General features: G+C 68.3%; 25 protein-coding genes. 5 read left to right on the top strand and 20 right to left on the bottom strand.

Translation table 11 applies throughout. The annotated features are described in order from the left end of the window. Nucleotides 1-214 precede the first annotated feature (214 nt). From ACZ0AA_RS17885 to ACZ0AA_RS17870, 4 genes are all read right to left on the bottom strand, one after another. Nucleotides 215-1,918: an ABC transporter ATP-binding protein gene (locus tag ACZ0AA_RS17885; RefSeq protein WP_463513756.1), complete on the bottom strand. Its 1,704-nt coding sequence runs from the start codon at nucleotides 1,916-1,918 to the stop codon at nucleotides 215-217. Next, nucleotides 1,915-2,880 (bottom strand): ABC transporter permease, encoded by a 966-nt coding sequence (locus ACZ0AA_RS17880; RefSeq protein ID WP_463513755.1) that lies wholly within the window; start codon nucleotides 2,878-2,880, stop codon nucleotides 1,915-1,917. The genes ACZ0AA_RS17885 and ACZ0AA_RS17880 overlap by 4 nt, the downstream gene beginning before the upstream one ends. A gap of 34 nt (nucleotides 2,881-2,914) precedes the next feature. After that, nucleotides 2,915-3,919: an ABC transporter permease gene (locus ACZ0AA_RS17875; protein WP_079112336.1), complete on the bottom strand. Its 1,005-nt coding sequence runs from the start codon at nucleotides 3,917-3,919 to the stop codon at nucleotides 2,915-2,917. Nucleotides 3,920-4,005: 86 nt separating this feature from the next. Continuing rightward, nucleotides 4,006-5,679, bottom strand: coding sequence for an ABC transporter substrate-binding protein (locus tag ACZ0AA_RS17870; protein WP_463513754.1), 1,674 nt, complete (start codon nucleotides 5,677-5,679; stop codon nucleotides 4,006-4,008). Nucleotides 5,680-5,845: 166 nt separating this feature from the next. Here ACZ0AA_RS17870 and ACZ0AA_RS17865 point away from each other — a divergent pair, with 166 nt between their 5' ends. Further along, nucleotides 5,846-6,766, top strand: a complete 921-nt coding sequence (locus ACZ0AA_RS17865) for a sugar kinase (RefSeq protein ID WP_463513753.1) — start codon at nucleotides 5,846-5,848, stop codon at nucleotides 6,764-6,766. Between the two features lie 66 nt (nucleotides 6,767-6,832). Here the strand turns inward: ACZ0AA_RS17865 and ACZ0AA_RS17860 are convergent, their stop codons facing one another. Genes ACZ0AA_RS17860 through ACZ0AA_RS17840 form a run of 5 tightly spaced genes read right to left on the bottom strand, consistent with a single transcriptional unit; the run spans nucleotide 6,833 to nucleotide 12,336 of the window. Beyond that, entirely contained in the window at nucleotides 6,833-7,699 is an 867-nt protein-coding gene (locus ACZ0AA_RS17860) for a MurR/RpiR family transcriptional regulator (protein WP_400861962.1), read from the bottom strand. 14 nt (nucleotides 7,700-7,713) lie between these two features. After that, nucleotides 7,714-9,225 (bottom strand): glycoside hydrolase family 3 protein, encoded by a 1,512-nt coding sequence (locus ACZ0AA_RS17855; RefSeq protein WP_463513752.1) that lies wholly within the window; start codon nucleotides 9,223-9,225, stop codon nucleotides 7,714-7,716. Then, nucleotides 9,222-10,055, bottom strand: coding sequence for a carbohydrate ABC transporter permease (locus tag ACZ0AA_RS17850; protein WP_400861964.1), 834 nt, complete (start codon nucleotides 10,053-10,055; stop codon nucleotides 9,222-9,224). Before ACZ0AA_RS17850 ends, ACZ0AA_RS17855 begins: the two co-directional genes overlap by 4 nt. Then, a complete protein-coding gene (locus tag ACZ0AA_RS17845; RefSeq protein ID WP_042539064.1) occupies nucleotides 10,052-11,029 on the bottom strand; it encodes a carbohydrate ABC transporter permease in 978 nt (325 codons plus the stop codon). Before ACZ0AA_RS17845 ends, ACZ0AA_RS17850 begins: the two co-directional genes overlap by 4 nt. Nucleotides 11,030-11,043: 14 nt before the next feature. Further along, on the bottom strand, nucleotides 11,044-12,336 hold the full coding sequence (locus ACZ0AA_RS17840; RefSeq protein ID WP_400861965.1) for a sugar ABC transporter substrate-binding protein: 1,293 nt from the start codon (nucleotides 12,334-12,336) through the stop codon (nucleotides 11,044-11,046). A 327-nt stretch (nucleotides 12,337-12,663) separates the two neighbouring features. Here ACZ0AA_RS17840 and ACZ0AA_RS17835 point away from each other — a divergent pair, with 327 nt between their 5' ends. The 3 genes from ACZ0AA_RS17835 (at nucleotide 12,664) to ACZ0AA_RS17825 (ending at nucleotide 14,748) form a co-directional block, all read left to right on the top strand. Further along, the gene (locus tag ACZ0AA_RS17835; RefSeq protein ID WP_463513751.1) at nucleotides 12,664-13,524 is read left to right on the top strand and encodes a spermidine synthase; all 861 of its coding nucleotides are present in this window, start codon (nucleotides 12,664-12,666) and stop codon (nucleotides 13,522-13,524) included. 101 nt (nucleotides 13,525-13,625) lie between these two features. Continuing rightward, nucleotides 13,626-14,153: a hypothetical protein gene (locus ACZ0AA_RS17830; protein ID WP_400861969.1), complete on the top strand. Its 528-nt coding sequence runs from the start codon at nucleotides 13,626-13,628 to the stop codon at nucleotides 14,151-14,153. 106 nt (nucleotides 14,154-14,259) lie between these two features. Further along, nucleotides 14,260-14,748: a SprT-like domain-containing protein gene (locus ACZ0AA_RS17825; protein WP_463513750.1), complete on the top strand. Its 489-nt coding sequence runs from the start codon at nucleotides 14,260-14,262 to the stop codon at nucleotides 14,746-14,748. A 113-nt stretch (nucleotides 14,749-14,861) separates the two neighbouring features. Here ACZ0AA_RS17825 and ACZ0AA_RS17820 read toward each other — a convergent pair whose 3' ends face one another. From ACZ0AA_RS17820 to ACZ0AA_RS17770, 11 genes are all read right to left on the bottom strand, one after another. After that, nucleotides 14,862-15,404 carry a DUF3054 domain-containing protein gene (locus ACZ0AA_RS17820; RefSeq protein WP_463513749.1) on the bottom strand — a complete coding sequence of 181 codons (543 nt, stop codon included), beginning with the start codon at nucleotides 15,402-15,404 and terminating at the stop codon, nucleotides 14,862-14,864. 133 nt (nucleotides 15,405-15,537) lie between these two features. Further along, nucleotides 15,538-16,194: a 2-phosphosulfolactate phosphatase gene (locus ACZ0AA_RS17815; protein ID WP_463513748.1), complete on the bottom strand. Its 657-nt coding sequence runs from the start codon at nucleotides 16,192-16,194 to the stop codon at nucleotides 15,538-15,540. Nucleotides 16,195-16,278: 84 nt separating this feature from the next. Further along, nucleotides 16,279-17,751, bottom strand: a complete 1,473-nt coding sequence (locus ACZ0AA_RS17810; protein WP_463513747.1) for an ABC transporter permease — start codon at nucleotides 17,749-17,751, stop codon at nucleotides 16,279-16,281. Further along, complete coding sequence (locus ACZ0AA_RS17805) at nucleotides 17,748-18,509, bottom strand: ABC transporter ATP-binding protein (RefSeq protein WP_463513746.1); 762 nt, start codon at nucleotides 18,507-18,509, stop codon at nucleotides 17,748-17,750. The genes ACZ0AA_RS17810 and ACZ0AA_RS17805 overlap by 4 nt, the downstream gene beginning before the upstream one ends. A gap of 108 nt (nucleotides 18,510-18,617) precedes the next feature. Next, nucleotides 18,618-19,253, bottom strand: coding sequence for a response regulator (locus ACZ0AA_RS17800; protein WP_463513745.1), 636 nt, complete (start codon nucleotides 19,251-19,253; stop codon nucleotides 18,618-18,620). Beyond that, entirely contained in the window at nucleotides 19,250-20,425 is a 1,176-nt protein-coding gene (locus ACZ0AA_RS17795; protein ID WP_463513744.1) for a sensor histidine kinase, read from the bottom strand. Before ACZ0AA_RS17795 ends, ACZ0AA_RS17800 begins: the two co-directional genes overlap by 4 nt. 64 nt (nucleotides 20,426-20,489) lie before the next feature. Continuing rightward, nucleotides 20,490-21,281: a class I SAM-dependent methyltransferase gene (locus tag ACZ0AA_RS17790; RefSeq protein ID WP_463513743.1), complete on the bottom strand. Its 792-nt coding sequence runs from the start codon at nucleotides 21,279-21,281 to the stop codon at nucleotides 20,490-20,492. Between the two features lie 30 nt (nucleotides 21,282-21,311). After that, nucleotides 21,312-22,472 (bottom strand): AMP-binding protein, encoded by a 1,161-nt coding sequence (locus ACZ0AA_RS17785; protein ID WP_463513742.1) that lies wholly within the window; start codon nucleotides 22,470-22,472, stop codon nucleotides 21,312-21,314. A gap of 16 nt (nucleotides 22,473-22,488) precedes the next feature. Continuing rightward, on the bottom strand, nucleotides 22,489-23,400 hold the full coding sequence (locus ACZ0AA_RS17780) for a 1,4-dihydroxy-2-naphthoyl-CoA synthase (RefSeq protein WP_463513741.1): 912 nt from the start codon (nucleotides 23,398-23,400) through the stop codon (nucleotides 22,489-22,491). Nucleotides 23,401-23,478: 78 nt separating this feature from the next. Continuing rightward, nucleotides 23,479-24,438 carry a permease prefix domain 1-containing protein gene (locus tag ACZ0AA_RS17775; protein ID WP_463513740.1) on the bottom strand — a complete coding sequence of 320 codons (960 nt, stop codon included), beginning with the start codon at nucleotides 24,436-24,438 and terminating at the stop codon, nucleotides 23,479-23,481. A gap of 1 nt (nucleotide 24,439) precedes the next feature. Further along, nucleotides 24,440-24,772 (bottom strand): PadR family transcriptional regulator, encoded by a 333-nt coding sequence (locus tag ACZ0AA_RS17770; protein WP_215169717.1) that lies wholly within the window; start codon nucleotides 24,770-24,772, stop codon nucleotides 24,440-24,442. A gap of 100 nt (nucleotides 24,773-24,872) precedes the next feature. Between ACZ0AA_RS17770 and ACZ0AA_RS17765 the strand changes: the two genes are divergently transcribed. Beyond that, nucleotides 24,873-25,892 (top strand): GNAT family N-acetyltransferase, encoded by a 1,020-nt coding sequence (locus ACZ0AA_RS17765; protein ID WP_463513739.1) that lies wholly within the window; start codon nucleotides 24,873-24,875, stop codon nucleotides 25,890-25,892. Nucleotides 25,893-25,926: the final 34 nt, after the last annotated feature.

Raw genomic sequence — 25,926 nt, 5'->3', positions numbered from 1 at the left:
AGCCCCGCAGGGCTTCTCGATTCCTTTGTCGTCAGGTGAGTGTGCGCCCGGATGCTCAACGAAATGCCGACCACCATATGAGGGCAGGGAGAAGCGAGCGCAACTACCGACTATACGCATGATCTTGCGACATGGCAAGCTCAATCCTTGACCTTCTTCGGATGCTGCGGTATTGGCACCCGAAGAAGGCCCGGAGGGTCCGTCCCGGATCGAGTCAGGAGGCGATGTTGAGTTCGTTCCCCGGGATCGACGACAGCAGGCGTCGCGTGTACGGATCACGAGGGTTCGTGAAGATCTCCTCCGACGAAGCGGCCTCCACGAGCGAGCCGTCCTTCATGACGCACACGTAGTCGCTGATCAGCCGCACGACGGCGAGGTCGTGCGAGATGAACAGATAGCTGAGCCCGTATTCGGTCTGCAGGTCGCCGAGCAGAGTGAGGATCTGATCCTGCACGAGCACGTCCAGCGCCGACACCGGCTCGTCGCACACGATCAGATCGGGCGAGAGGGCGAGCGCCCTGGCGATCGCGACACGCTGCCGCTGACCACCGGACAGCTCCGACGGATACCGCCGGAGCATCGACTGAGGCAGCGCCACGTCGTCGATCAGCTGACGGACGCGCTTGCGCCTGTCGGCGCTGCTTCCCCGCTTGTAGAAATCGAGCGGCTCGGAGATCAGACGCTCGATCGTGAACATCGGGTTGAGGCTCGAGTACGGATCCTGGAAGATCGGCTGCACCCGCTGGCGGAAGTCCTTGGTCTCCGCTCGGTCGAGGGTGGCGATGTCCTTGCCCCCGTAGCGGATCAGGCCGCTCGTCGGCTCGATGATCTTCAGCAGCATCCGCGCCGTGGTGGTCTTGCCCGAACCGGACTCCCCCACGATCGCGACCGTCTCGCCGCGCGGGATCGCGAGGGAGACATCGTTCACAGCGACGAAGTCCTCTTTCTGACCTCGGACCGGATACACCTTGGTGAGGTGCTCGAACTCGACGATGTTGTCCGCGGCACCGCTGGGTGTCACCGCATCCGCCGTCGCAGGAGCATCCGTCGCCTCGACGGGGCGCTCCTCGACGCGGAAGGCCTCCGGCCGCAAGCGTGCCGCCGCGACAGACGGTGCGGCCGCAACCAGCGACTGGGTGTACGGATGCTGCGGCGACTCGAGGATCTGCTTCGCCGGTCCCTGCTCGACGACCCTGCCACGGTGCATCACGACGACGCGTTCAGCGCGTTCGGCCGCGAGACCGAGGTCGTGCGTGATGAGCAGCACGGCTGTGCCGAGCTCGCGCGTCATCTGACCGATCTGGTCGAGGATGGTGTGCTGCACGGTGACGTCGAGCGCACTGGTCGGCTCGTCTGCGATCAGCAGACGCGGCTTGCACGCCAGACCGATCGCGATCAGCGCGCGCTGGCGCATGCCGCCCGAGAACTCGTGCGGATACTGCTTCGCACGACGCTCGGGGTCGGGCAGGCCCGCGGCGGTGAGCGCCTCGACGACCTTCTCCTTCACGTTCTGCCTGGTGGCGAGACCGTGCGCGAGGAGGGTCTCGGCGACCTGGGTGCCGATCTTGGCGACCGGGTTCAGATTGGACATCGGGTCTTGCGGCACGAGGCCGATGTCTCGCCCCCTGATCGTGCGCAGCTCGTTCTCGGAGGCGCGCGTGATGTCACGGCCGTCGAGGCGGATGCTTCCCGCGGCGACGCGACCGCCGCCGGCGAGCAGCCCGATGATGGCCATCGCGGTCGTCGACTTGCCCGACCCGGACTCCCCCACGATCGCGACGGTCTCGCCAGGGGCGATCTCGAGGTCGACGCCTTCGACCGCGTGCACGACGCCGTCCATGGTGGCGAAGTCGACGGCCAGACCCTCGACCGACAGCAGGGGCGCGTCAGGCACGCGGTTCTCTTTCGCAGCGTTCATCGTGCTCTCGTCCTCGGGTCCATGGCCTCGCGCAGAGCCTCACCGAACAGGGTGAAGCCGAGTGCGGTGACCGCGATGCAGATACCGGGCAGGAATGCCAGCCACGGCGCGATGGCGAGCTCGGCCTGCGCGTAGGTGAGCATGCGCCCCCACTCGGCCGTCTCGGGTCGACCGCCGCCGAGACCGAGGAACGACAGCGCCGCCGCATCGATGACGGCGGTGGCGAGTGTGAGCGTCCCCTGCACGATGACCGGGCCGATCGCATTGGGCAGCACGTGCGACATCGTGATCTGACCGCGGCCGAGACCCAGTGTCTGGGCCGACAGCACGTAGTCGCTCGATCGCTGCTGCAGCATCGACGCGCGCAGCAGGCGCGCGAAGATCGGCACCTGCGACGCACCGATCGCGATCATCACCGCGAACTGCGTCTGGCCGAGGATCGCGGCGATCGAGACGGCCAGCAGCAGGTTCGGCACCGACAGGATGATGTCGACGATGCGCATGATGAGCGTGTCGACCCATCCGCCGAACGTGCCGGCGAGAAGCCCGAGGATCATTCCGCCGATCAGGCCCAGTGCTGTCGAGATGACACCGATCAGCAGCGACGCCTGCGCACCCCAGATGAGCTTGGAGAGCACATCGCCGCCGAAGCGGTCGAGGCCGAGCGGGAACTCCGGCAGCTCCCCCGGGCCGGGGATGTGCGTCGGGGTGATGTACTTCGCCCCGGGAAGCGCGGTCTCGGGGTACGGCGCGAGAATCGGTGCGAGCAGCGACACCAGGATGAACACCAGGACGATGCCGGCGCCGATCCACGCGGTCGGATTGCGCCGGAGGCGGCGGAACACGTCGCGCCAGAATCCGCCCGGCCCCTCCTTGAGGCCGGCCTGATTGACGGCGACGGTGTCGACGACCGAGCCGCTCGCCGCCGACGGGCCTTGTGCGGGTGGGAGCGAGATGGTCATGACGCCACCCCCTTTCGGAGAACGAGACGGGTCATCACTGCACCCGCACTCTCGGATCGATGAAGCTGTACGACACGTCGACCGCCAGGTTGATCAGCGCGTAGGCGATCGCGATGAAGATGATGAACCCCTGGAGCACCGGGAAGTCGCGTGTGAAGATCGCCCTCGCGAGGAAGGATCCGATGCCGGGGAACGCGAACACGGTCTCGGTGAGCACCGCCCCCGAGATCAGGAGTCCGGTCTGCAGACCGATCGTCGTGATCACCGGGAGCATCGCGTTGCGCAGGATGAAGCGACTGCGCAGCGTCGACGAGCCGACGCCCTTCGCCCGACCGGTGCGCACATAGTCGGCGTTCTGGACCTCCAGGACACTCGCCCTGGTGATGCGGACGATGATCGCGAGCGGGATGGTGCCGAGTGCGAGCGCCGGGAGGACGAGATGCATGAGCGCGTCCCAGGAGGCGTCGAACTCGCCGGTGATGATGCCGTCCCAGACGTAGAAACCCGTCGGATGCGTGGCATCTATTCGGGGGTTCTGGCGCCCGTCCGACGGCAGCCACCCGAGCTGCACGGCGAACACGTACTTGAGGATGAAGGCGAGGAAGAACACCGGGATGGTGATGCCCACGAGGCTCAGCACCACAGACGCATGGTCGGTGAACTTGCCGTGGCGACGAGCCGCCCAGTAGCCGAGCGGGATGCCGACGCCGACCGCGAAGATGAGCGCCAGGACGCTGAGCTCGATCGTCGCGGGGAATCGGCGGAAGAACTCCTCCGTCACGGGCCGGTTCGTCTGGATGGACGTTCCGAAGTCGCCCTGGAGGAGGCGTCCGACCCAGATGAAGTACTGCTCCAGGATCGGCTTGTTGAAGCCGTAGAGCTCGTTGACCCTGGCGACGGCCTCCGGAGTCGCCTTCTCGCCGAGAAGAGCGACGGCCGGGCCGCCTGGCAGGGCTCTGACCCAGGCGAACAGCAGGATGCTGAGGCCGATCAGGGTGGGAATGAGGAAAAGCAGTCGCCTGCCGATGGTGCGCAGCAAAAGGTCTCCGTTGATCAGAAGGTACGCCGGGCCCGGGTCTCCGCGGCGAGCGCGGAGACCCGGGTGGGCAACTCAGTCGGTCAGACCTACTCGGTGAGGACGATGTCCGTGAAGACCTCGTCGTTCACCGGGCTGGCGGGATAGCTCTCGACGCGAGGGTCGAACGCCAGTGTCGGTGCCGGGTGCGCGATCGGGACACCGGGGATGAACTGCGCGACCATCTCGTTGATCTCCTCGTAGAGGGCCGTCTGGTCCTCGAGGTTGGAGACACCGCGAGCCTCGTTCAACTTCTGGAACAGCTCAGGGTTGTCGAAGCCCCACTCAGAGCTCTGCTGGCCGAAGAAGACGCCGACGAAGTTGTCGGTGTCGTTGTAGTCGCCGGTCCAGCCGAGCAGGTGGATGCCGTGGTCGGACGTTCCGGTGGTGCGGTCGAGGTACTCGACCCATTCTTCCGAGACCGGGGTGGTCTCGACGCCGACCTCGGCGAGCTGCGACGAGAGCACCGTGAAGATCTGCTCGGGGTCCGGCATGTACGGACGCGAGACGTTGACCGGGTAGTTGAAGGTCAGCTTCAGCGGGTTGGCCTCGTCGTAGCCTGCCTCTGCGAGCAGCGACTTGGCCTTCTCGGGGTCGAAGTCGTAGGTCGTGACGTCGGGGTTGTAGCCGTTGACCGTGTCGGGCACGAACTCGATCGCCTTCTCGGTACCCTCGGGCAGGACCTGGCTGATCAGCGCATCCTTGTCGACCGCGTACGAGAGCGCCTCGCGGACCTTGGGGTCCTGCAGCTCGGGCACGGCCTGGTTGAAGGCGAGGTAGAGGATCGTGAACGGAGGACGGGACACCATGGTGAAGCCGTCATCCTCGAGCGCCTTGGTGTCGGCGGGACCGACGAGGTCGTAGCCGTCGATCGATCCCGACTCGAGCGCCTGGCGACGAGCGGTCGGGTCATCGATCGTGCGGAAGATGATCTCGTCGATCTGTCCAGCCTCGCCCCAGTAGTCGCCGTAGGCCTTGAGCGTGACCTGCTCGCCCGGCGCCCATTCGTCGAACTGGTACGGGCCGGTGCCGACCGGGTGACCCATCGCGTACTCGGAGAGCACGGGAGCCTCGGCGGAACCGCTGACGTCGTCGGCGCCGAACTCCTGCAGCGCCGACGGGCTCTGCATCGAGAAGGACGGCAACGACAGCGACGCGACGAAGCCGGCGAACGGCTTGTTCAGGTCGATCGTGACGGAGTAGTCGCCGTCAGGGGTGCAGGACTTGTAGACGGCGTCCGCCGGGCTGTCGGCGTAGCCCTTGAAGAGCTTGTTGTAGTAGTAGCCGAATGCCTCTGATGCCGCGAGGCCGGTCCAGTTGTACCAGCGGTCGAAGTTCGCGCACACGGCCTCGGCGTTGAACGGTGTGCCGTCGTGGAAGGTGACATCTTCCTTCAGGGTGAAGGTGTGGCTCATGCCGTCTTCGGATGACTCCCACGACTCGGCGAGGAGCGGTGCCGGGTCGGCCGTGCCCGGTTCGGTGCCCACGAGCCCCTCGAACATCTGGCGCGAGACGCGGAAGCTCTCGCCGTCCTGGGCGAATGCCGGGTCGAGGCTGGCCGGGTCCGAGGATGCGGCGAACACGAAGGTGCCGTCGACATCGCCGGCAGCCTCTCCGCCGTCGTCGCCGCGCTCGCTGGCGACGCATCCCGAGAGGACCAGCGCCGCGAGTGCGGCTCCGGTGACGGCGAGGAGTCCTCGCCGACGCATGACTGAGTGGTGCATTGTGTGACCTTCCTGTCGAGCGCAACTTGCGCGTCCCGAAGACATCGTCGACTCCGGAACGGTGATGCCTCGACGCTACCCAGTGCGCATACCGATGCAAACACCTCCAGGTTGCATTCCTGTTACGGATGTCCGGCGCCGTGGTCGATCAGGTAGCCTCCAGAACGTGCCCGACACATCTCCCCTCGCCGTCTGCGTCGGCGAGGGCCTGGTCTCCTTCGTCCCCGCCACTGCCGCTCCCCTCGAGGACGTACGCACCTTCCATCGCTCGCTCGCCGGGGCGGAATGGAACACCGCGATCGCACTGACCTCGGCGGGCATCCGCACCGCTGTCGTGTCCCGTGTGGGCGACGACGGCTTCGGACGATTCCTCACGGCCGAGCTGCGCAGGCACGACGTCGACGATTCAGCCGTCGACGTCGACGCGGAGGCGCCCACCGGTCTCTACGTCAAGGAGCTGTCGCCGCGCCCGGACGGCTCGATCGACGGGACGATGCACTACTACCGATCGGGTTCGGCGGCCGCGGCGCTGTCGCCCGCGACACTCGACTCCCCCGCAGCATCCGCTCTTCTCGCCCAGGCGGCGCTCGTGCACACCTCGGGGATCACGCCTGCCCTCTCCGAGTCCGCTCGTGCAGCGCAGGATGCGCTGTTCGACGCGCCCCGCGACGGTCGACTGCTCAGCTTCGACGTGAACTGGCGCCCTGCGCTCTGGCGCGGACGCGAGGACGAGGGACGCGCAGTGATCTCGGAGTACGTGCGTCGCGCCGACATCGCATTCTGCACTCGACCCGACGCAGAGTCGGTGTTCGGCACCGCCGAGCCCGACCGACTGCGCGAGCTGTTCCCCGAGCCGCGCTATCTGCTCGCCACGAGCCCGGACGGCGCCGTCGCGTTCGACGGTGCCGAGCGCACCGACAGCAGGTCGCTCGACGTCCCGGTCGTGGAATCGATCGGCGCAGGAGACGCATTCGCCGCCGGCTTCCTCGCCGGCGTGCTGACCGGGCTCTCCCTCACGGGCAGCCTCGCCCGCGCGCACAGGATCGCCACACGAGCGCTGGTCAGCACCCGCGATCACATCGACTGATCCCCCGTCGGATCCCGCCTATGACGAGGACGCCATCCGCCGGCGCGAGCGCCAGCCCGGTTCCTGCTAACGGCGGCGACGAGACGCTGCAGCATCGTGCGTGAGCTGCAAGGGGATGACCACGGGTTCGCCCCGGTGCTGGACGACGCGCACGAACAGGATGTCGACCAGGGCCAGCTGCGCGATGCGGCTCGACATCGCAGCCATCCGGAACGGCGACTCCTGTGCATACGTGATCAGCGCGATGTCGGCAGCGAGCGCGAGCGTCGAGTCGGGGGCGCTCGTGATGGCCACTGACAGCGCGCCAGCGTCTCGGGCGATCTCGACGGCGCGGACGACCTCCTGGGTCTCGCCTCCGTGCGAGAACGCGATGACGACGTCGTCCGAGGTCCGCAACGACGCCGTCGTCAGAGCCAGATGCGGATCAGCGGAGTGCGCGACGGAGCAGCCGATGCGCGCGAGCTTCTGCTGCAGGTCCTGCGCAGTCAGCGACGAGGCCGCCTGACCGAACAGATCGACGTGGCGGGCGGCCACGACGGCCCTCGCGACCCGATCGAGTGCGTCCGCATCGAGCCCGAGCGCCGTCTTCTCGATCGCGTCGATCTCCTGGGCGGCGAGCTTCGCGGCGATCGCCGACGGCTCGTCGTCCGGGTCGATCGCGGTGGTGTCGAGACCGAAACGCGCTCGCTGCGCCTGCGCGAGCGTGACCGTGCGAGCCACCGCCACGCGCAGTTCCCGATACCCGCTGAAGCCGAGCGACTGAGCGAATCGGGCCACGGTCGACAGAGACGTGTGGCAGAGCTGGGCGAGATCGTTGATGGCGAGATCGACGACGAGCGTGGGGTCGCCGAGGATCGTCTCCGCGACCCGTGCTTCTGCAGCACTCAGTCGAGGAACGGATCGGCGCACCAGCGCGAGAACATCGTCGTCCACGGTGTCATCCTGCCTCAGTCGGGCGGATCTGCGCTGGCGGGCGACTGATCGGCGCGGCGCGAGGACCCGCCGGTCAGTCGGTCTCTGGCGGCCTGCGCACCGATTCTGCTCGCAGATCCGACCTCCACGACGGGAAGCGGCAGAGGTCGCCGGCCCGTGAGCCCGACGTTGACGACGACCGCCTCCGGATCGCGCACCGCGGCGCGCTCGACCAATGAGCGCTGCGCCTCGTCGGCATCAGGTCGATCCAGCAGGATCACCGTCAGCCCCTCGGCCAGAACGGCTCGCTCGAGAGCGGCGTCCTGCTCTTCGATCGACGTGCGCGCGACGTCGACACGTTCACGGTGACCGTCGGCGGCGAGTGTCGCGGCGACGTACGCAGAGGCACTGTCGACAGCGAGGGTCGAACGACGGCGGGCATCGACCACCGCGAGCACCTCGGCATCCGCGGTCGCTCCGGTGATCGCACGTCGCACGATCTCCGATCCGTCGTACTCGACGGAAGTCTCGGTCGCGGCACGGGTGCGCAGGGTCTCGGCCAGGCGGGCGACGCGCTGGGCCGCAGCGGCGAGGCGTTCGCGTGACAGCGAGCCGTCGCCCACCGCCGCGATGATGCCGTCGCGCGCGGCGAGGAAGTCCTGCCGGTCCTGGTCCGGGAGCGTGGCTTCGCCGCGGTTCGTCGGGTTGCCGATGCACAGCAGATCGGTCCCGGCGGCCAGAGCCCGTGCGGCGCCCCGGCCGATGCCGACGGTCTCGCGGATGGCCGCCATGTCGAGGGCGTCCGAGATGATGACACCGTCGAAGCCCCAGTCGCGCAGCATTCCGAGCACGCGCGGATTCAGCGTCGCCGGCTCTGCCCCCCACTCCGGAACGACGATGTGCGCGGTCATGATGGCATCGACTCCCGCGGCGATCGCCGCGCGGAACGGCTCGAGGTGCACGCGTTCGAACTCCTCGATGCCGAGCGAGATCTCGGGAAGCGCGTGGTGCGAATCGAGATGCGTGTCACCGTGGCCGGGGAAGTGCTTGACGCACGCGGCGACCGCGTTGCTCTGGAGGCCGTCGACCGCCGCCTGCACGTGTCGGGCGACGAGCTCTGCATCGCTGCCGAAGGACCGGACGCCGATCACAGGATTTCGCGGATCCGTGTTCACATCGGCGACGGGCCCGAGCACCACGTTGGCGCCGACCGAGGCGACTCGTCGAGCCAGCTCGGCTCCGGAACCCCTCGTCGCCTCGATGTCGTCGACGATTCCGAGCTGCGCCGCCCCCGGGAGCGTGGAACCGGCCGTGGACTCGAGACGCGTGACGTTGCCGCCCTCCTCGTCGATGCCGATCAGGGCGTCGGGGTTCGCGCGGAGGATCTCGTCGCTCAGCGCAGACAGCCCCTCGCCGACGTTCTGGCTGAAGTACACCGCACCCGCCAGGCCGTCGCGCAGCTCGGCGACAAGCCAGTCCGGCGCCTCGGTGCCGAGGAACCCTGGCCACAGCACCCCGTTGGCGAGGCGGACGAGCTCGTCTGTCATCCCTTCACCGCTCCGGCGACCATGCCTGCCGAGAGGCGACGCTGCACGATCACGAAGAAGACCATGACGGGGATCGTGATGATCGTCGACGCGGCCATGATGCTGCCCCAGTCGTTGGAGTGCAGACCGAAGAACGACTTCAGACCGATCGAGACCGTGTACTGGTCGGTCTCGCTGCCGAGGATCGTCATCGCGAAGATGAACTCGTTCCATGCGGTGATGAAGCTGAAGATGCTCGTCGCCACGAGGCCGGGCATCACGAGCGGCAGCAGGATCGAGCGGAACATCCGCCACCAGCTGGCGCCGTCGATGTACGCGGCCTCTTCGAGCTCGACCGGCACTGCGGCGACGAAGCCGCGCAGCATCCAGATCCCGAAGGCGAGCGAGAGCGCGACGTAGACGACCATCAGACCGAGGATGCTGTTGAGCAGCCCCAGGCTCTTGACCTGCAGGAAGAGGGGGATGACGAGAGCCTCGAGCGGCACCATCTGCACGACGAGGATCATCATGAGGACGGTCGTGCGGAACTTGAAGCGGAAGCGCGCGACGGCGACGGCCGCGAGCAGGCACACCAGCGCACTGACGAGCACCGTGACCAGCGCGACGATCGCCGAGTTGCGCAGGTAGGTGCCGAAGCCGCCGTCCGTGAGGACGAAGGCGAAGTTGTCGAACGTGAACTCCTGAGGCAGCAGCGACTGGCCGCCGCTGGAGGCCTTGCCGTCGAACGCGCTGGAGACCATCCAGTACACGGGGAACAGCGTGAAGATCAGGACGGCGGCGATCGCGATGCCGGTGCCGAGGCGCGACATGGCGGACGGGCGGGGGTTCACAGCTCGTCCTCCTTCATGAGGGAGCGGATGTACACGATCGTGATTCCGATCAGGACGAGGGTGAGCAGCACGGCGAGGGCGGCACCGAACCCGTAGCGGTTCTGACCGAAGGACTCGACGTACGACCAGACGCCGAGGTTGAGCACCGATCGGTTGCCGCCTCCTCCGCCCGGCATCAGATAGACCTGCGCGAAGACCTTGAAGTCCCAGATCGTCGACAGGATGATGACGACCGAGAAGACGGGCTTGAGCGTCGGGAAGATGATCTTCCAGAAGCGCATCCAGGCGTTCGCTCCGTCGAGTGCCGCCGCCTCGAGCATCTCCTTCGAGACGCCGAGAAGACCGGCGAGCACCGTGATCGCCACGAACGGGAATCCGTGGTGCACGACGTTCAGCAGCACGATCGCGTAGAACGACCACTGGTTGGTGAACCAGTTGACCGGCTCGTCCATCAGACCGAGGTTCTGCAGCGTGGTGTTGAAGATGCCGCGGTCGGCGTCGAAGATGAACGTCCAGACGTAGGTGCCGGTGACGGCGGGCATGGCCCACGCGACCATGATGCAGCTCGAGACGATGGTGCGCCAGACCGTGCCCAGCTTCGCGAGCAGGAGAGCGACCAGCGTGCCGACCGCCACCGTGACGAACACGGCCACGGCGGCGAAGCCGACGGTGTTCGGCAGGACGACGGTCCACAGTGTCGGGTTGGTGAGCGCCTCGACGTAGTTGTCGACGCCGATCCAGTTGTTCTCGCCGGTGTTGATCTCGCGGAGACCGTAGTCCTGCAGCGAGAAGATGAAGACCTGGATGAGCGGCCAGAGCATGAGCACCGCGAGGATGACCAGCCCGGGAGCGAGAAGAAGCCAGGGGCGGGCCGTGAGCAGCGAGAGTCCTCGCCGCCGGGGCTGGCCGCCGGCCACGGAGGCGGAGGTGGACTCCGCCTTCGTGGCCGGCAGTGGCGCTTGCACCATCGACATGAAGGGATACAGCCTTACTTGTTGAGCAGCTCGGTCATCTCAGCTGCGGCATCCTTCGTCGCGGTCGCGACGTCCTTCTGCCCGCCGAGGATCGCCTGGATCATCGAGTTGGTGGTCTTCTTGGCCTGGACGGCTCCGAAGTTCGGGGTGACGGGCACGGAGGCGCCGCCCTCGACCATCTGCTGAGCGAACGGAGCGACGAGCGGGTCGGTCGAGGCGAGGGCCTCTTCCATCGCCGACTGGACGCCGGGGAAGTAGCCGGTCTCGTCAGCCCACTGCTCGGCGAACTCGCCGGTGGTCATCAGCTTCACGAACTCCCACGCGAGGTCGGCGTTCTTCGTCGTGTTGAAGACCGACAGGTGCGAGCCTCCGAGCACGGACGGAGCGATTCCGCCGTCCTCTCCGGGGATCACTGCGGCGCCGATCTTGCCGTCGAGTTCGGGGTTCGCCTCGATCAGAGCCTTGGGGGTCCACGAGCCCGAGAGCATCATGGCGACGTTGCCCTGCGTGAACGAGTCACGGAGGTCGGTCTCCTTCCAGGTGGTGGCACCTGCAGACGAGAAGCCGTGCTCGGTCGCGAGTCCGGTGTAGAACTCGATTCCGGCCTGCGACTCCTTGCTGTCGAGCTCGCTCGTCCAGGTCTTCCCGTCGAGGGTCGCGACCTCGCCGCCCGCGCCCCAGACCCAGGGGTACACCTGGAACTCGGCGTCGCCCGCGACGGGGAACGGCAGCATGTCGGGCTTGGCGGCCTTGATCGCCTCACCGGCGGTGACGATGTCGTCCCACGTCTTCGGAGCCTCGAGACCGAGCTCCTCGAACACATCGGTGCGGTAGACGATCGACCGGACACCGGCGTACCACGGCATGCCGTACAGCTCTTCGTCGTAGGTGCCGGCGACGGCGAGACCTTCGACGAGGTCGTCGCGCAGGCCCTTCTCCGCGTCGACGTACTCGTCGAGCGGCTCGAGGGCACCTGCGTCCGCGAACTCCGCCGTCCAGGTGGTGCCCGTCTCGGCGATGTCGGGCGTGGTGCCGCCGGCGATCGACGTGACGAAGCGGTCGTGAGCATCCGCCCACTGGATCTCTTCGATCTTGACCGTGGCTCCGGTCTCGTCTTCGAACGCGCTCGAGACCTCGTCGTAGAACGCGGTCGCGTCGGGGTTCGTGCCCTTCATGATCCAGACGGTGAGCTCCTGGCCCTCTCCGTCGACGGCTCCGCCGGTGTCTGCTCCGCCACCGGCACAGGCCGCCAGGCCCAGGGTGGCCGCGGCGCCCAGCGCCACGACCGGAAGAATGCGCTTGTGCATCAGGGATCTCCTCTTTGAACGTCCTGGCGGCATCGGGTGCCTACCACGTAGGAAAAAGTATTCATCACTAACTAATTCCCTGCAAGTTATTCCCGGAAACGTCATGCGGCCGTAACATCGCGCCTCCCGCGCAGGCTCGCGGCATGCCGGAGACCCCGGAGGACAAGGGATCCACGCCCACGATGACGAGTTCGCTGCGGTGTCCGAGCGCACGGCCGTGACTGGGCCGTTGGGTGTGCACCGGAGTGACAGGGCCTTCAATCTTCTCATCGTCGGAACCGACCGCGCGGCGACCGAGGCTCCGGAGTGAGAGCGTAGTCTCGGAGAATGGGCAGGACGCGCGCGAAGGACACCGAACACCCGCAGGCCCGTCTCGACCACGGAGGCATCGCCCGCATCGTGCCGTCGGAGTTCACCACCGGCTTCGAACTCATCGTCGACGACACCCCTCAGTCACACGTCGACCTCGATGACCCCACGCACCTGCACTTCGAGTACATCGTGCGCATGGGCGCCGTGATCGACCAGCTCGTCGGCGGCCCTCTCACCGCGGTGCACCTGGGAGCGGGAGCGCTGACGATCCCCCGCTACATCGAGGCCACACGGCCGGGTTCGCGACAGCAGGTGATCGAGCTCGAGGCTCCTTTGGCCGCGCTCGTGCGCGAGCACCTCCCCCTGCCGAGAGGCGCGTCGATCAGGCTGCGCATCGGTGACGCTCGCGAAGGCGTCCGCCGTCTTCCGCCGGCCATCGTCGGCAGCTGCGATCTGGTGGTGTCCGACGTGTACTCCGGCGCTCAGACGCCCGCTCACCTCACCAGCATCGAGTTCTATCGCGAACTCGCGGAGCTTCTCGCGCCCGGGGGCGTGCTGCTCGTGAACGTCGCCGACGGCCCCGGCCTCGCCTTCGCGCGGCGTCAGGTCGCGACGATCGCTGAGGTGCTGCCCGAGATCGGCGTCCTCGCCGATACGCAGGTGCTGAAGGGACGCAGGTTCGGCAACCTCGTGATCGCGGCGTCGGCCGCTCCTCTTCCGAGCGAATGGCTGCCGCGGATGCTGGCCGCCGGACCGCATCCGGCGAAGATCGCCCAGGGCGCCGAGGTGACCGCCTTCGTGCAGGGTGCGCGCGTGGTGACGGACGCGGATGCCGTGGACTCCCCTCGTCCGGACGCCTCGCTGTTCCTGCGCTGAGCACCTCGTTCGAGATCGGATGCGAGGACCTGGGGCGTGCCGCCCCGACGACCGCTCCGTCGCGAGGCACACTTGTGGGGGGACGCTGCGGAAGGAGAGCAATGAGTTTCATCAGAGGCTATGACCATGAGAGCCTTCGCGAGCGCGTCGATCTCGATGAGTGCTCGGCACGACTGGAGGAGATCGACGGTCAGCGCAGCCTTCCGGCCCTGCTCGAGCGCGTCTGGCTGCTGAAGGTGCTCGATCGCCTGGATGAAGCACTCCCCCTCGCTGACGAAGCCGTGCGTCAGGCCCGCATGGCGGGGACCCGCAAGGACGTCCTCCGTGCCAGGGTGCTGCACGCCACGATCCTGCAGTACCGCGGCGCGCACGCCGCCGCCGCGCAGGAGCTCGCCACGTGCGCCGCCGAGGCGGAAGGGCAGCGCTGGGTCTCGATCGCGGCGTTCGCGCATCACCACCACGGCAAGAACGCGTACGAGGCCGGGGACTACGAGACGGCCCGCGAGAGCTTCAAGCAGTCGTTGTTCCTGCGCCGCGAAGCGGGGGCCGAGGATCGAGAGCTCGAGACGGTGCTGCTCGCGATCGAAGCCGCCGAACGGCGCCGCACGACGCAGCTCGTCGCCGGCTGACACTGCACATCGCCGACTGAGCCTGAGCTTCGCCGACTGACACTGCGCTGAGCCGTCCGTCGCTGTGCTGAGCGACGATGTCGGCGGCATGGCTTAGCCTGATCGCATGGCGGAACTTGACCGGGTGCGCGTCTGGGGCGAGGCACTGATCACGATGCACCTCGACGACAGCTGGTCGTTCGGCTTCGACCATGCCAAGCGTCGCGCGGGGCAGTGCGACTACACGAAGAAGCGCATCACCGTGTCGCGATATCTGGCAGCCCGGTTCGAGGACGACGAGATCCATCAGGTGCTGCTGCACGAGGTCGCGCATGCGCTCGCCGGGCATGAGGCGGCCCATGGCGCGACCTGGAAGCGTGTGGCACGCGACCTGGGCTACGTCGGCGGAACGACCCATCATGGCGAGACCGCGGTCGAGCTCGCGCCGTGGGTCGGTCGATGCCCCGCCGGTCACGTGACCTACCGTCACCGGCGCCCGTCGCGCGCGACGTCGTGCGCGAGATGCTCTCGCTCGTACGACGCCCGGTATCTCTTCGACTGGACACGGCGCGAGATCACGGCCGATACGAGGATCGCCGCCCAGATGTCGCGCTGACAGCACACGAGCCGTTCAGGCGTCACGGGCTTTGGGGTCGAGAACGCACCCCAGTCGGCTGATATGGATGCGACTATGACCACGCACCGCGGGCGCGCTCCCGATCGCCGCAGTCAGCGTGGTTGAGCGCCAGTTCCCGGGTCGGCCTCTGGCGCCGCGTCTGCCGACGACCGCTCTTCGGCGACCGCCTCATCAGCGACCTCGTCGGGGAGCACGTCATCGGCGACCTCGTCGGCGGGGAGCGCGTCATCCGCCCGCTCGTCAGATAGCTCCGACCCCGGGCCCGCATCGGTCGTGCGCGCCGCGCGTCGGCGCAGGAACGCCGCTGCGGCCCGCCATCCGACGAGGAAGACTCCGAGCACGAGTGTCGTGACGATGATGAACGCGATCTGAGCGGTGTCCCCCGCCGCGACGCGCAGCAGCAGTCCGCCGACGACCGTGACCAGCCAGACGACGGCGCCCCAGCCCAGCGACCACGGACGACGTGGCCTCGCCGGCAGCAGAGCGGCCACGACATGACCCAGCAGCAGCGCGACGATGAACGGCCAGGCGGTGATCAGGAATCCGCCGGGGCTCTCGCCATGCGAGGCACGGCCGATCACAGCGAAGACGAGCACCAGGACGGCATCGACGATGAAAGCGGGGACGAACCTCATGCCACGACCCTACGTCGCGAGATCCGAAACCCGTGCCGAGTGCACGGCCTGTTGCGGACCGCGCCGGGAAACGTCGGCCAGTCGCTCCTTCGCGGGCTTTCGGTGCGTTCGTCGCCCGGGTCCGGACGAAGGGTCAGTCGAAGGCGACGAAGACCCCGTCGCGCAGCACGGGCACGACATCGAGGGCGTCGAGCTCGGCGGCGCTCGACGTGGTCGTCGGGGCAGCACCGGATGCCAGGATCCGATCTGTCGCGGCGACCCCGTCCGCGAGCTCGCGCGCTGATCCGCTGGCGCCGATCAGATGGCGCAGCGCTCGCTTCAACGCACGGAATCCCTCGGCCGCCACGGCCGCATCGGGCGCGGTGTGATCGATGCCGAGATCCGTGAGCGCCGCGACGATCGCTCCGGCGCCCAGGTGGTCTTCGACCGCGAAGCGCACTGCGCCGTCGGCGTCGGCCTCGCCCGCCGCGATCACGCTCACCGAGGTGCGTGCCTGGTTGCGCTCCTGCAATGCCGCGATCGCTCGCGCCACTGCCGAAGCGTTGCGGAGACTTCCGATCAGCACGACGGCTTCACCGGCACGGTCGGCGACTGCGGCACCGTTGCGGGACCACACTCGGGCGTCGTCGAGCGAGACCGTGGATCCGGAGGCGACGGCATCCGCCACCGTCGACGAGAAGCGGAGCACGTCGACCACCACGACGATGTCGGAGGGGGCGAGACGGTCGAGCCCTTCGACACCCCACTCGAGGCGCACCTGATAAGTGGACTGGTCGAACGGAGACGGCATCCGTCCAGCCTAGAGCGACCGGATGCGCCAGAACGCCCCGATGACCGTTTGGGTCACGGGGCGCGCTGGCCGGCATGAACGCCGTCAGTCGGCGGCGAGCGCGTCGACCGGCGCCACCCGGGTGGCGAGGCGGGTCGGCGTCGCAGCCGCGACCAGGGTCAGCACGGCGGTCGCCGCGACGATGATGACGACGGGCAGCCACGGCACATGAGGCGCGACGAGCCCGGCGGGTTCGAAGTCGGGCAGGGTCGGCACCGATCCGAGCAGGGACTGCGCAGCGATCCACCCGTACGCGATGCCTAGGATCAACCCGGTCAGCGTCGCCGCCACCGTGATGTGCGCGGCCTCGAGTAGCACCATGCGGCGCACCTGCCCGTTGGAGAGGCCGATCGAGCGGAGAAGGCCGAGCTCGCGGCGACGCTGCACGACGCCGATCGTCAGGAGGTTGACCAAGCCGACCGCGGCGATCACCGCCGAGACGGCGACGAGAACCATCATCACCGACGCGAAGGCGTCGAAAGGAGTGAAGAACTCGGCGGGTGTCTCGCCTTCGACCTGACCGATGAGCATCTGCTTGACCGATTCGAGCGCGACGGCGAACATCGTGACGAGCGTGACCCCCATCACGACGCCGATCGCCATCCGCGAGGAACGCTCCGGATAGCGCAGCGCATTCTCGGCGGCGAGCCGCGCGGTGGCACTCGAACCGAACATCCGCCCCACCAGTCGCAGCACCGGCGGCATGAACAGCACCGATCCGAGCGCGAGTCCCGTGAACGACAGCAGCCCACCGAAGAAGGCGACGACCACCCCGAGGGGATGCGCGAGTCCGACCACGACCCCTGCGGCCAGCAGGACGGTGCCGGCGCCCAGCAGCACCCACGCACCGATGTGACGCCCGGGGCGCGACATCTCTTCGTGGCTGCGTTCGACCGATCCGCCGATCGCCTGCAGCGGTGTGACGGCGAGTACGCGTCTGGATCCCGCCCAGGCCGCGGCCCAGGTGGTGAGGGCGACGCCGATCACGGGCAATGCGACGAACGGCTGCGCGAGCGAGAACCCCTCAGGCACGTTCTCGATCAGTCCGGAGCCGATCTGCACACCGACTGCCGCGATCGCGAGCCCCGCGAGCAGCCCGAGTGCCGCGCCGATGACACCGACCACGAAGCCCTGCTTGCCGACCTCCGCCCTCTGCGACCGCGCGGTCGCACCGATGAGTCGCATCAGCGCTATCTGACGGGTGCGCCCGGCGATGATCGTCGAGAAGGTGTTGGCGGTGACGATCGCCGCGACGTACATCGCGACCCCCGTGAGAAGCACCGAGAGCAGCCCGACCACGAACGCGAGGGTCTCACTGTCTCCGATGAACGGGTCTGCCTGCAGCACCGCTCCGAGGTAGGCCGTGGTCTCGACCAGCACCACGCCGAAGGCGGCCGAGAGCGTCGCGACCAGGATGCTGGCTCCCATGCCCCGGTCGCGCAGCCAGGCCAGGCGCGGACCTGTCGCGGACGTCTGCGCGACGACCGCGCGGGCCGGAGAATCGATGACGGCGCTCATGCCGCGACCTCGGCGGCGAGCATGTAGGCCGAGATCTGCTCAGCGCTCTGACGCGGGTGGTCGGCGACGATCCGTCCGTCGCCGAGGAACAGCACTCGGTCGGCGTAGCTCGCGGCGATCGCGTCGTGCGTGACCATCGCGATCGACTGCCCGTGCTCGCGGCTCGCGGTCGCGAGCAGCTGCAGCACCTCGCGACCGGTCTTCGAGTCGAGGTTGCCGGTCGGCTCATCCGCGAAGACCAGGTCGGGCGCGGTGGCGAGAGCGCGGGCGATCGCGACGCGCTGCTGCTGACCGCCCGACAGCTGATGAGGTCGGTGCTGCAGCCGTGATCCGAGCCCGAGCGTCTCGATCAGTCCGTCGATGCGCGCCTTCTCGATCGCACTGGCTCGGCGTCCGTCCAGCTCGAACGGCAGCAGGATGTTCCCCAGGGCGGTGAGCGTGGGCACGAGGTTGAACGCCTGGAAGATGAATCCGACTCGGCGACGACGAAGGATCGTCAGATCGAGGTCTCCCAGCTCGGTGATCTCGGTGTCGCCGATCCAGCTCCTCCCCTGCGTCGGGGTGTCGAGGCCGGCCATGATGTGCATGAGGGTGGACTTCCCCGAGCCGGAAGGACCCATGATGGCGGTGAACTGCCCCCGGCGGATGCCGACGCTGACGTCGTCCAGCGCGTGGACGGTGCCTTCGCCGGCGCCGTAGGTCTTGGTGAGGTGCTGGACGCGGGCTGCGAGCCCGAGGTCGGTGGTCGTGATCTCCATACCTCGACGCTACGGACGGCGAGTGCGGCGCCGCGTCGCCCTGGCGGCGCATCCGCCTACATCGGAAGGATGATCCCGCCTGCGGGCCTGAGGGCCGGCAGTCTGAGGTCAGGCGAGCCCGTGCTCGAAGGCGAAGACGACGAGCTGCACACGGTCGCGGAGGGAGAGCTTGGTCAGGATGCGACTGATGTGGGTCTTCACGGTCGCCTCGCTGAGATATTCGCGAGCGGCGATCTCGGAGTTCGACAGTCCCCTGGCCGCAAGCGCGAAGATCTCGCGCTCGCGGTCGGTCAGCGCCGAGAACTGCGCCGGAACCGGCTTCGTCTCCTCGGCGAAATGCTCGAACAGCTCACGCGTGGCGGACGCGGCGATCACGCTCGACCCGGAATGGACGGTGCGGATCGCGGCGAGGAGGAACTCGGGGTCGGCATCTTTGAGGAGGAACCCGCTGGCTCCCTGGCGGATCGCACGCGCGGCCGCCTCGTCGAGGTCGAACGTCGTCAGCATCACGATGCGGGGAGGATCGGGCTGGGCGAGGATCTCGGCGGTCGCGGCGAGACCGTCCATCACCGGCATCCTGATGTCCATCAGGACCACATCCGGTCGGGTCGCCTGCACGAGCGTCACCGCCTCACGCCCGTTGCCCGCTTCGCCGACGACGTCGAGGTCGGGTTGCGAGGCCAGCAGCATGCGGACCCCGGCGCGGAACAGCGCCTGATCATCGACGAGGACGACCCTGATCATGCGATTTCTCCGATCGGGAGCGAGGCATCGACGACGAACTGCGCGCCCTGACGCTCCGCCTGAAGGCTACCGCCGACGAGCTGAGCCCGTTCGCGCATTCCGATCACCCCGTGCCCGCCGCCGACCTGCGGCTGAGCCTGGCCGATCGTGTTGCGGACCCGGATGTCGACACGGTCGGGAAGCCAGGCGAGGTGCACGTCGACGGCCCCGTCGCCGTGCCGGATGGCGTTCGTGAGCGCCTCCTGGAGGATCCGATAGACCGCCAGCTGGATCGCCCCCGGCGGCTCCCCCGGTGGCATCGGATCGACCGTGATGCGGGGCTCGACGCCTGCCTGGCGCACCTGAGCGAACAGCGCCTCGAGGTCTGCGAGCGTCGGCTGGGGACCGTCTCCCTGTCGGTGGCGCAGCTGGGTGAGCAGCAGCCGCACATCGCTCAGGGCGCTGCGCGCGGTCTGGGCGATGGTGCCCAGCGCCTCGGTGGCCATCTCGGGCTTCGCGGCCGCGGCGTACCTGGCACCGTCAGCCTGGGCGATCACCACGGCCAGCGAGTGCGCGACGATGTCGTGCATGTCGCGAGCGATGCGCACGCGCTCCTGCTCCTCCGCCGCGAGCGACTCCGCCTTCAGCTGCGCCGACCGGGTGCTCCGTGCGCGAAGCACCACGCGCCACAGCAGACCGCACACCCAGGCGAAGCCGAGAGCGAGCACGGAGACGACGAGGAGCAGAGTGCCGGTGGTCAGCTGATCCCAGCCGCTGGTGCCGGAGGTGACGCCGGTGACGACCACGAGGTAGACCGCCGACACGAAGGCGCCCAGCAGCGCCGAGCCGAAACCCCACCACAGCACGGCCCGGGATCCCCAGGCGGCGGTCGCGTAGAGCACGAGAAGGATCGCGATATCGATCGGAAGCGGCCCGAAGCCGGAGAGCATCTGCACGATCGCGCCCGCCCAGGCCGCGGCGAGCGCGAGTCCGGGAGCGAGCCTGCCAATGGCGACACCGCCGAACATCAGGATGCCCGCCGCCACGACCGCGACGACCGCAGCAGCGTCGATCCCCTGGCCTGCCGTTCCCGGACCGTAGAACGCCACGGAGAAGGGAGTGAGGATGACGAAGAACAGCGCCGCCCCGACGATGTCGAGCACGAGCGCCGTGCGGGAGAGCGGGCGGATCACTCCCCCACGCTACGCGGCGCGGCGTGCGCCTCGCATCCGCCTGGAGATGTATCCGCGACCCACCTCAGGCGCGGGCGATGATCTCGCCGTGCGGCACGAGGTACCACCCGTCGCCGTCATCGGCCCAGCGCTTCCAGGCATCGCTGATGGCCTGCAGGTCGCTCGACGTCGCCATCCGGCTGTCGACCAGCTGCCGGGCGAGCGCAGACTCGAGGATGCGGTCGGCCCACATGCCGCCCCACCAGGCGCGATCCTCGGGCGTCGCGTAGGTCCAGTTGGAGGTCGTCGCGGTGACGTCATCGAATCCGGCCGCGCGGGCCCAGGCGAGAAGGCGGCGCCCCGCATCGGGTTCCCCTCCGTTGGCCCGCGCCGCTCGCCGGTAGAGGTCGAGCCAGTGGTCGAGTTCAGGGAGCATGGGGAACCAGATGAAGCCCGCGTAATCCGCGTCGCGCGCCGCGACCACTCCCCCCGGAGCCGTCACCCGCCGCATCTCGCGGAGCGCCTGCACGGGATCTCCGACATGCTGCAGCACCTGGTGCGTGTGCACGACGTCGAAGCTGTCGTCGGCGAAGCTCAGCGAGTGCACGTCTTCGATCGCGAAGTCGAGGTTGTGCAGACCTCGGCTCGAGGCGAGATCACGCGACAGCGAGAGCGCGTTCTCATCGATCTCGGTCGCCGTCACATGATCCACGATCCCGGCGAAGTCGACCGTGATGCTGCCTGGCCCTGCTCCGACGTCCAGGAGCCTCGTGGTCTCGGTCAGGTGCGGGCGGAGGTACTCCGCGGAATTGGAGATGTCACGGTTGCTGTGCGACCGGAGGACGGTCTCGTGATGTCCGTGCGTGTAGATGGCCATGACTCAGTCTGGCAGGCGCTCGCGCATCGCTCAGTGCAGCTCGGCGGCGGCCCGGCTGATCGACTCGCGATCCGGCTTCCCTGAGGCCAGCACGGCGAGCTCGTCGACCAGGATCAGACGTGCCGGTCGGGCATGCTTGCCGAGCTCCTCCGCCACGAGGTCTCGCGCGTGGGCGAGCTGCTCGGCCTCGCTGCGCCGCAGCGCCTCTCCCCTGGGCGCGACGATGACCGAGGCCTCACCCCACCGTTCGTCCGGCACGCCGACCACCACGGCACCCGTGAGTCCGGGAACGCCGCGAACCAGCCGCTCGACCCGGTCGAGGGAGATGTTGATGCCGCCGGAGACGATCACGTTGTCGGCACGACCGTGCACCCGCACCACGCCGTCGTCGAAGAGCCCGAGGTCGCCGGTGTGGTACCAGCGGATGCCGTGCTCGTCGCGCGAGAAGTTCTTCGCTGTCAGCTCCCCCTCACCGAGATATCCGTCGGCGAGCATCGGGCCGGCGATTCGCAGCTCGCCGTTCACCGTGCGCACGGCGACCGTGTCGAGAGGAACGCCGTCGTACACGCATCCTCCGCTGGTCTCGGTGGAACCGTAGGTGCGGACGAGCCGGACGCCGAGATCGGCCGCCCGCTCCCGGAGCGGCACCGGCAGCGCCTGCCCCCCGACGAGGATGGCCCGGTAGGCCTGCAACGCGGCCCGCACGGGTCGGTCATCGGCGGCGTCGAGCAGGGTCGACAGCTGTGCGGGCACGAGAGACGTGTACAGCTCGGGGATCGTCGCGGAGCCGCCCGCGGACGGACGGAGCATCGAGAGCGTCGCATCGGCGAAGGACTCGGGTGAGAACCGACCGCTCAAGACGACAGGGTGCGTGCCGGCGACCAGCGACCTCACCAGAACCTGGAGGCCCGCCACATATCCGGCCGGCAGGGCGAGCAGCCAGCGTCCGCCTCCGACCCTCGCCGCCGTGGCTTCGACGCTGGCCCGCAGCGCCTCGCCGCTCAGGGCGACCCTCTTGGGCACGCCGCTGGAGCCGGAGGTGGCGATCACCACGGCCGTGCCGTCCGGCACCCATTTCGGCGCGTCGCCGAGCATCCCGAACCCGAGTGCGGGCCCGCCGTCGAGCGCCCGCGCGAGAGCGTCGCGCAGTTCGGCCGGATCCTCGGCATCCGTCGGCGTCAGCGCGACCATGTCCGTCTCGATCCGCTCAGTAGTGCCAGGGGAACGACGACCAGTCGGCGTCCCTCTTCTCGAGGAACGAGTCGCGGCCCTCGACCGCTTCGTCGGTGCCGTAGGCGAGACGCGTGGCTTCGCCCGCGAAGACCTGCTGACCGACGAGACCGTCGTCCACCGCGTTGAACGCGAACTTCAGCATGCGGATCGCCGTGGGCGACTTGGTGAGCACGGTGCGCGCCATCTTCAACGCCTCGCGCTCGAGGACGGCATGGGGAACGACCCGGTTGACCGCCCCGGCCTCGTACGCCCGCTGCGCCGAGTACTCCTCGGCGAGGAAGAACACCTCGCGCGCGAACTTCTGCCCGGTCTGCCTGGCCATGTACGCCGAGCCGTAGCCCGCGTCGAAGCTGCCGACGTCGGCGTCCGTCTGCTTGAACCGGGCCTCCTCGGCGGAGGCGATCGTGAGGTCGCAGACGACGTGCAGCGAGTGTCCGCCGCCCGCGGCCCACCCGGGCACGACGGCGATGACGACCTTGGGCATGAAGCGGATGAGGCGCTGGACCTCGAGGATGTGCAGGCGGCCGGCTCTCGCGGGGTCGTGCACGGTCTTCTCGTCGTCGGAGTACTTGTAGCCGTCGCGACCTCGAATGCGCTGGTCGCCGCCCGAGCAGAACGCCCAGCCGCCGTCCTTCGGGCTCGGGCCGTTGCCGGTGAGCAGCACGGCGCCGATGCGGGGGTTCTGCCGCGCGTCGTCGAGTGCACGGTAGAGCTCGTCGACGGTGTGCGGGCGGAAGGCGTTGCGCACCTCCGGGCGGTTGAATGCGATGCGGGCGACTCCGCCGTCCTTGCTGATGTGGGCGGTGATGTCGGTGTAGTCCTCGGCACCGGGCGCGAGCACCCATTCGTCCGGGTCGAACAGGTCTGAGACGAATGCGCTGGTCACAGCATCCAGCCTATTCCCGCAGGGGTTGCAGACGCAGACGGCGTCGCCCGAAGAGGCGACGCCGTCTGGGTGTCCCGCTCAGCCGCGGCGAGCGCGTACTGTCTTGATCCACCCGTCGATGATGTCCCAGACAGGGAAGGCCACGAGGCAGAATCCGGTGATCACCGCGAGGATCCGCATCGTCTCATCGGTCACGCCGCTGTCGGTGAAGACGTAGCTGAGGAACTCGGGGTTGAGCAGCTCTCCTTGCACGAGCAGCGTCAGCGACCAGGCGGCGAACACCACCGCGAGCACGGTGTTGACCACTGCGGCGCCGATCGTCCAGCGTCGGTGGGCGTAGACCACGACGGCCAGCAGCGCCTCGGCGACGAACAGCGCGAGGAAGAAGGTGATGCCCCAGGGCCAGAGCGTCGGGTTGAGGATCGGGATCGGCGCACCGTCCGTCGGGAAGAAGCCGAAGGAAGCGTCCCAGAACACCGCTCCGACTCCGAGCAGCAGGAAGACGAGGGATGCGATCGCATCCGCCCGCCCTGCACCGTTCTGCGTCGGCTCCGGCAGCTGGTCGACGTTCCACTTCACGCCGGTGTCTGCGCCGGCGCGCTCGAGGATGAAGAAGACGAGCGTCACCCAGAACCCGACGTGCACGATCGAGCCGATCGTGGCGGCGACCGCGGTGCCGATGACCGTGCCTGTCGGAGCACCGTCGAGAAGCTGGCCGAGGACAACCCCTGCGAACGCGCAGGCAGGGACGATCCAGAGCAGGACCTTCAGCAGGCGCCAATAGACGAGGTAGTACTTCGGCCCGATCAGGTGCAGCGGGCGGTCGGCGTAGCCTGCCGCGAGGATGCCGGGGTCGCCGAGCTCGGTGAGGACGGCGCGCTCGGCGTCTGCCGGCGCCTCCCCCTGATCGAGCCTCGCGTCGATCGCATCGGCGATCGACCCTTCGAGCTCTGCGCGGACGTCGTCCTGGACCTCGGGCGTGAGGCTGCGGATCGTGGCGCTGATGTAGCGCTCGGTGAGAGTGGCTGTCGTGGTCATGTCAGTTCTCCTCAGCTGTGAGGGTCGCGATCGCCGCGGTGAGCGATCGCCATTCTTCGGTCAGGGTGTCGGCGAGCCGGATGCCGGCCTCCGAGGTGCGGTAGAACTTGCGGGGCCGTGCCTCGTCGGTGTTCCACTCGCTCGTGAGGTACTCCTGCTTCTCGAGCCTGCGAAGCAGCGGGTACAGCGTGTTCGCATCGGTGGCGAAGCCACGGCGCTCGAGGTCTTCCAGCAGCCCGTAGCCATACCCCGCGGTGCGCAGCAGCTGCAGACAGGCCAGCACCACGGTGCCGCGGCGCAGTTCCTGCAGATGCGTGTCGAGGGTCTCGTTCATGTTCGCCACATTACTGTGCGTCACACACCATTGTCAATCACACACTTATGTGGCGGGCACCCTCCTCGGCGAGCCTGACCACAGCACGTAGCGTTGACACATGACCATCGAGATCTCGCGCATCGATCCCTTCGATCCCCCTGACGTCGATGCCTGGTGGGAGGCCTACGCGGCGGCCGAGCGAGCGGACCGCGGCGCGGATGCCGTGGTGTGGTCGCTCGCGGAGAGCCGAAGCGAGCTGCAGCAGGACTCCGCGGTCGTGGACAGACGTGCTTTTCTCCTTCGAGACGACGACGAGATCGTCGGCTCCGCAAGCCTGGCTCTCCCTCTGAAGGACAACGTGCACACGGCCCATCTCGCGATCAGCGTGCCGCCGGAGAATCGCAGGCGGGGCGTCGGCACCGCGGCGCTGATCTTCCTCGAGGGCGAGGCGGCGGCATCCGCGCGGACGACTCTGCAGGCCTCGACCTCGTGGCCCCATGCGCTCGGGCCGGGGGGAACCGAAGCCCCCGGCCGCGAGTTCGCGCGGGCGCACGGGTATGCACTCGCGCTCGGTGACGTGCAGAGCCGACTCGCGCTGCCGGTGGTTCCTGCGACACTCGACCGGATCGAAGCCGAGATCGCCGAGTCGACGGAGGGGTACGAGATCCGCAGCTGGGTCGGGCGCGTCCCCGACGATGTCGTCGAGCGCTGGACGACTCTCGACGCCACGCTCGAGACCGAGGCGCCGACCGGCGAGCTCGACATCGAACCCCAGAAGCCCGACATCGACAGCATCCGCGAGAGCGAAGCGCTGCTCGACCTGCAGCACCGCATCTCGTTCGGCACGATCGCTCTCGCACCCGATGGAGCAGCCGCCGCCTATTCACAGCTCGTCGTGTCGACCGACGACGGCAACGCGTATCAGTGGGGCACGCTCGTGCGCGCCGCCGACCGGGGTCATCGACTCGGCGTCGCCGTCAAGGTCGCCAACCTGCGGATGCTGCACCGCGAGGCGCCGCAGGCACGCGCCGTCTACACCTACAACGCGGAATCGAATGCGCACATGCTCGCGGTGAACGCCCTGCTCGGCTTCCGTCCGAGCGAGCGGATGGGCGAACTTCAGAAGCGTCTGACCTGAGCAGGGTCCGTCGGCACGGCGGATGCCCCACACC

This window comes from Microbacterium sp. AC035, from assembly GCF_979258485.1.
Note: the sequence above shows the minus strand (reverse complement) of the source record. Positions and strands in the feature narration are given on the sequence as shown.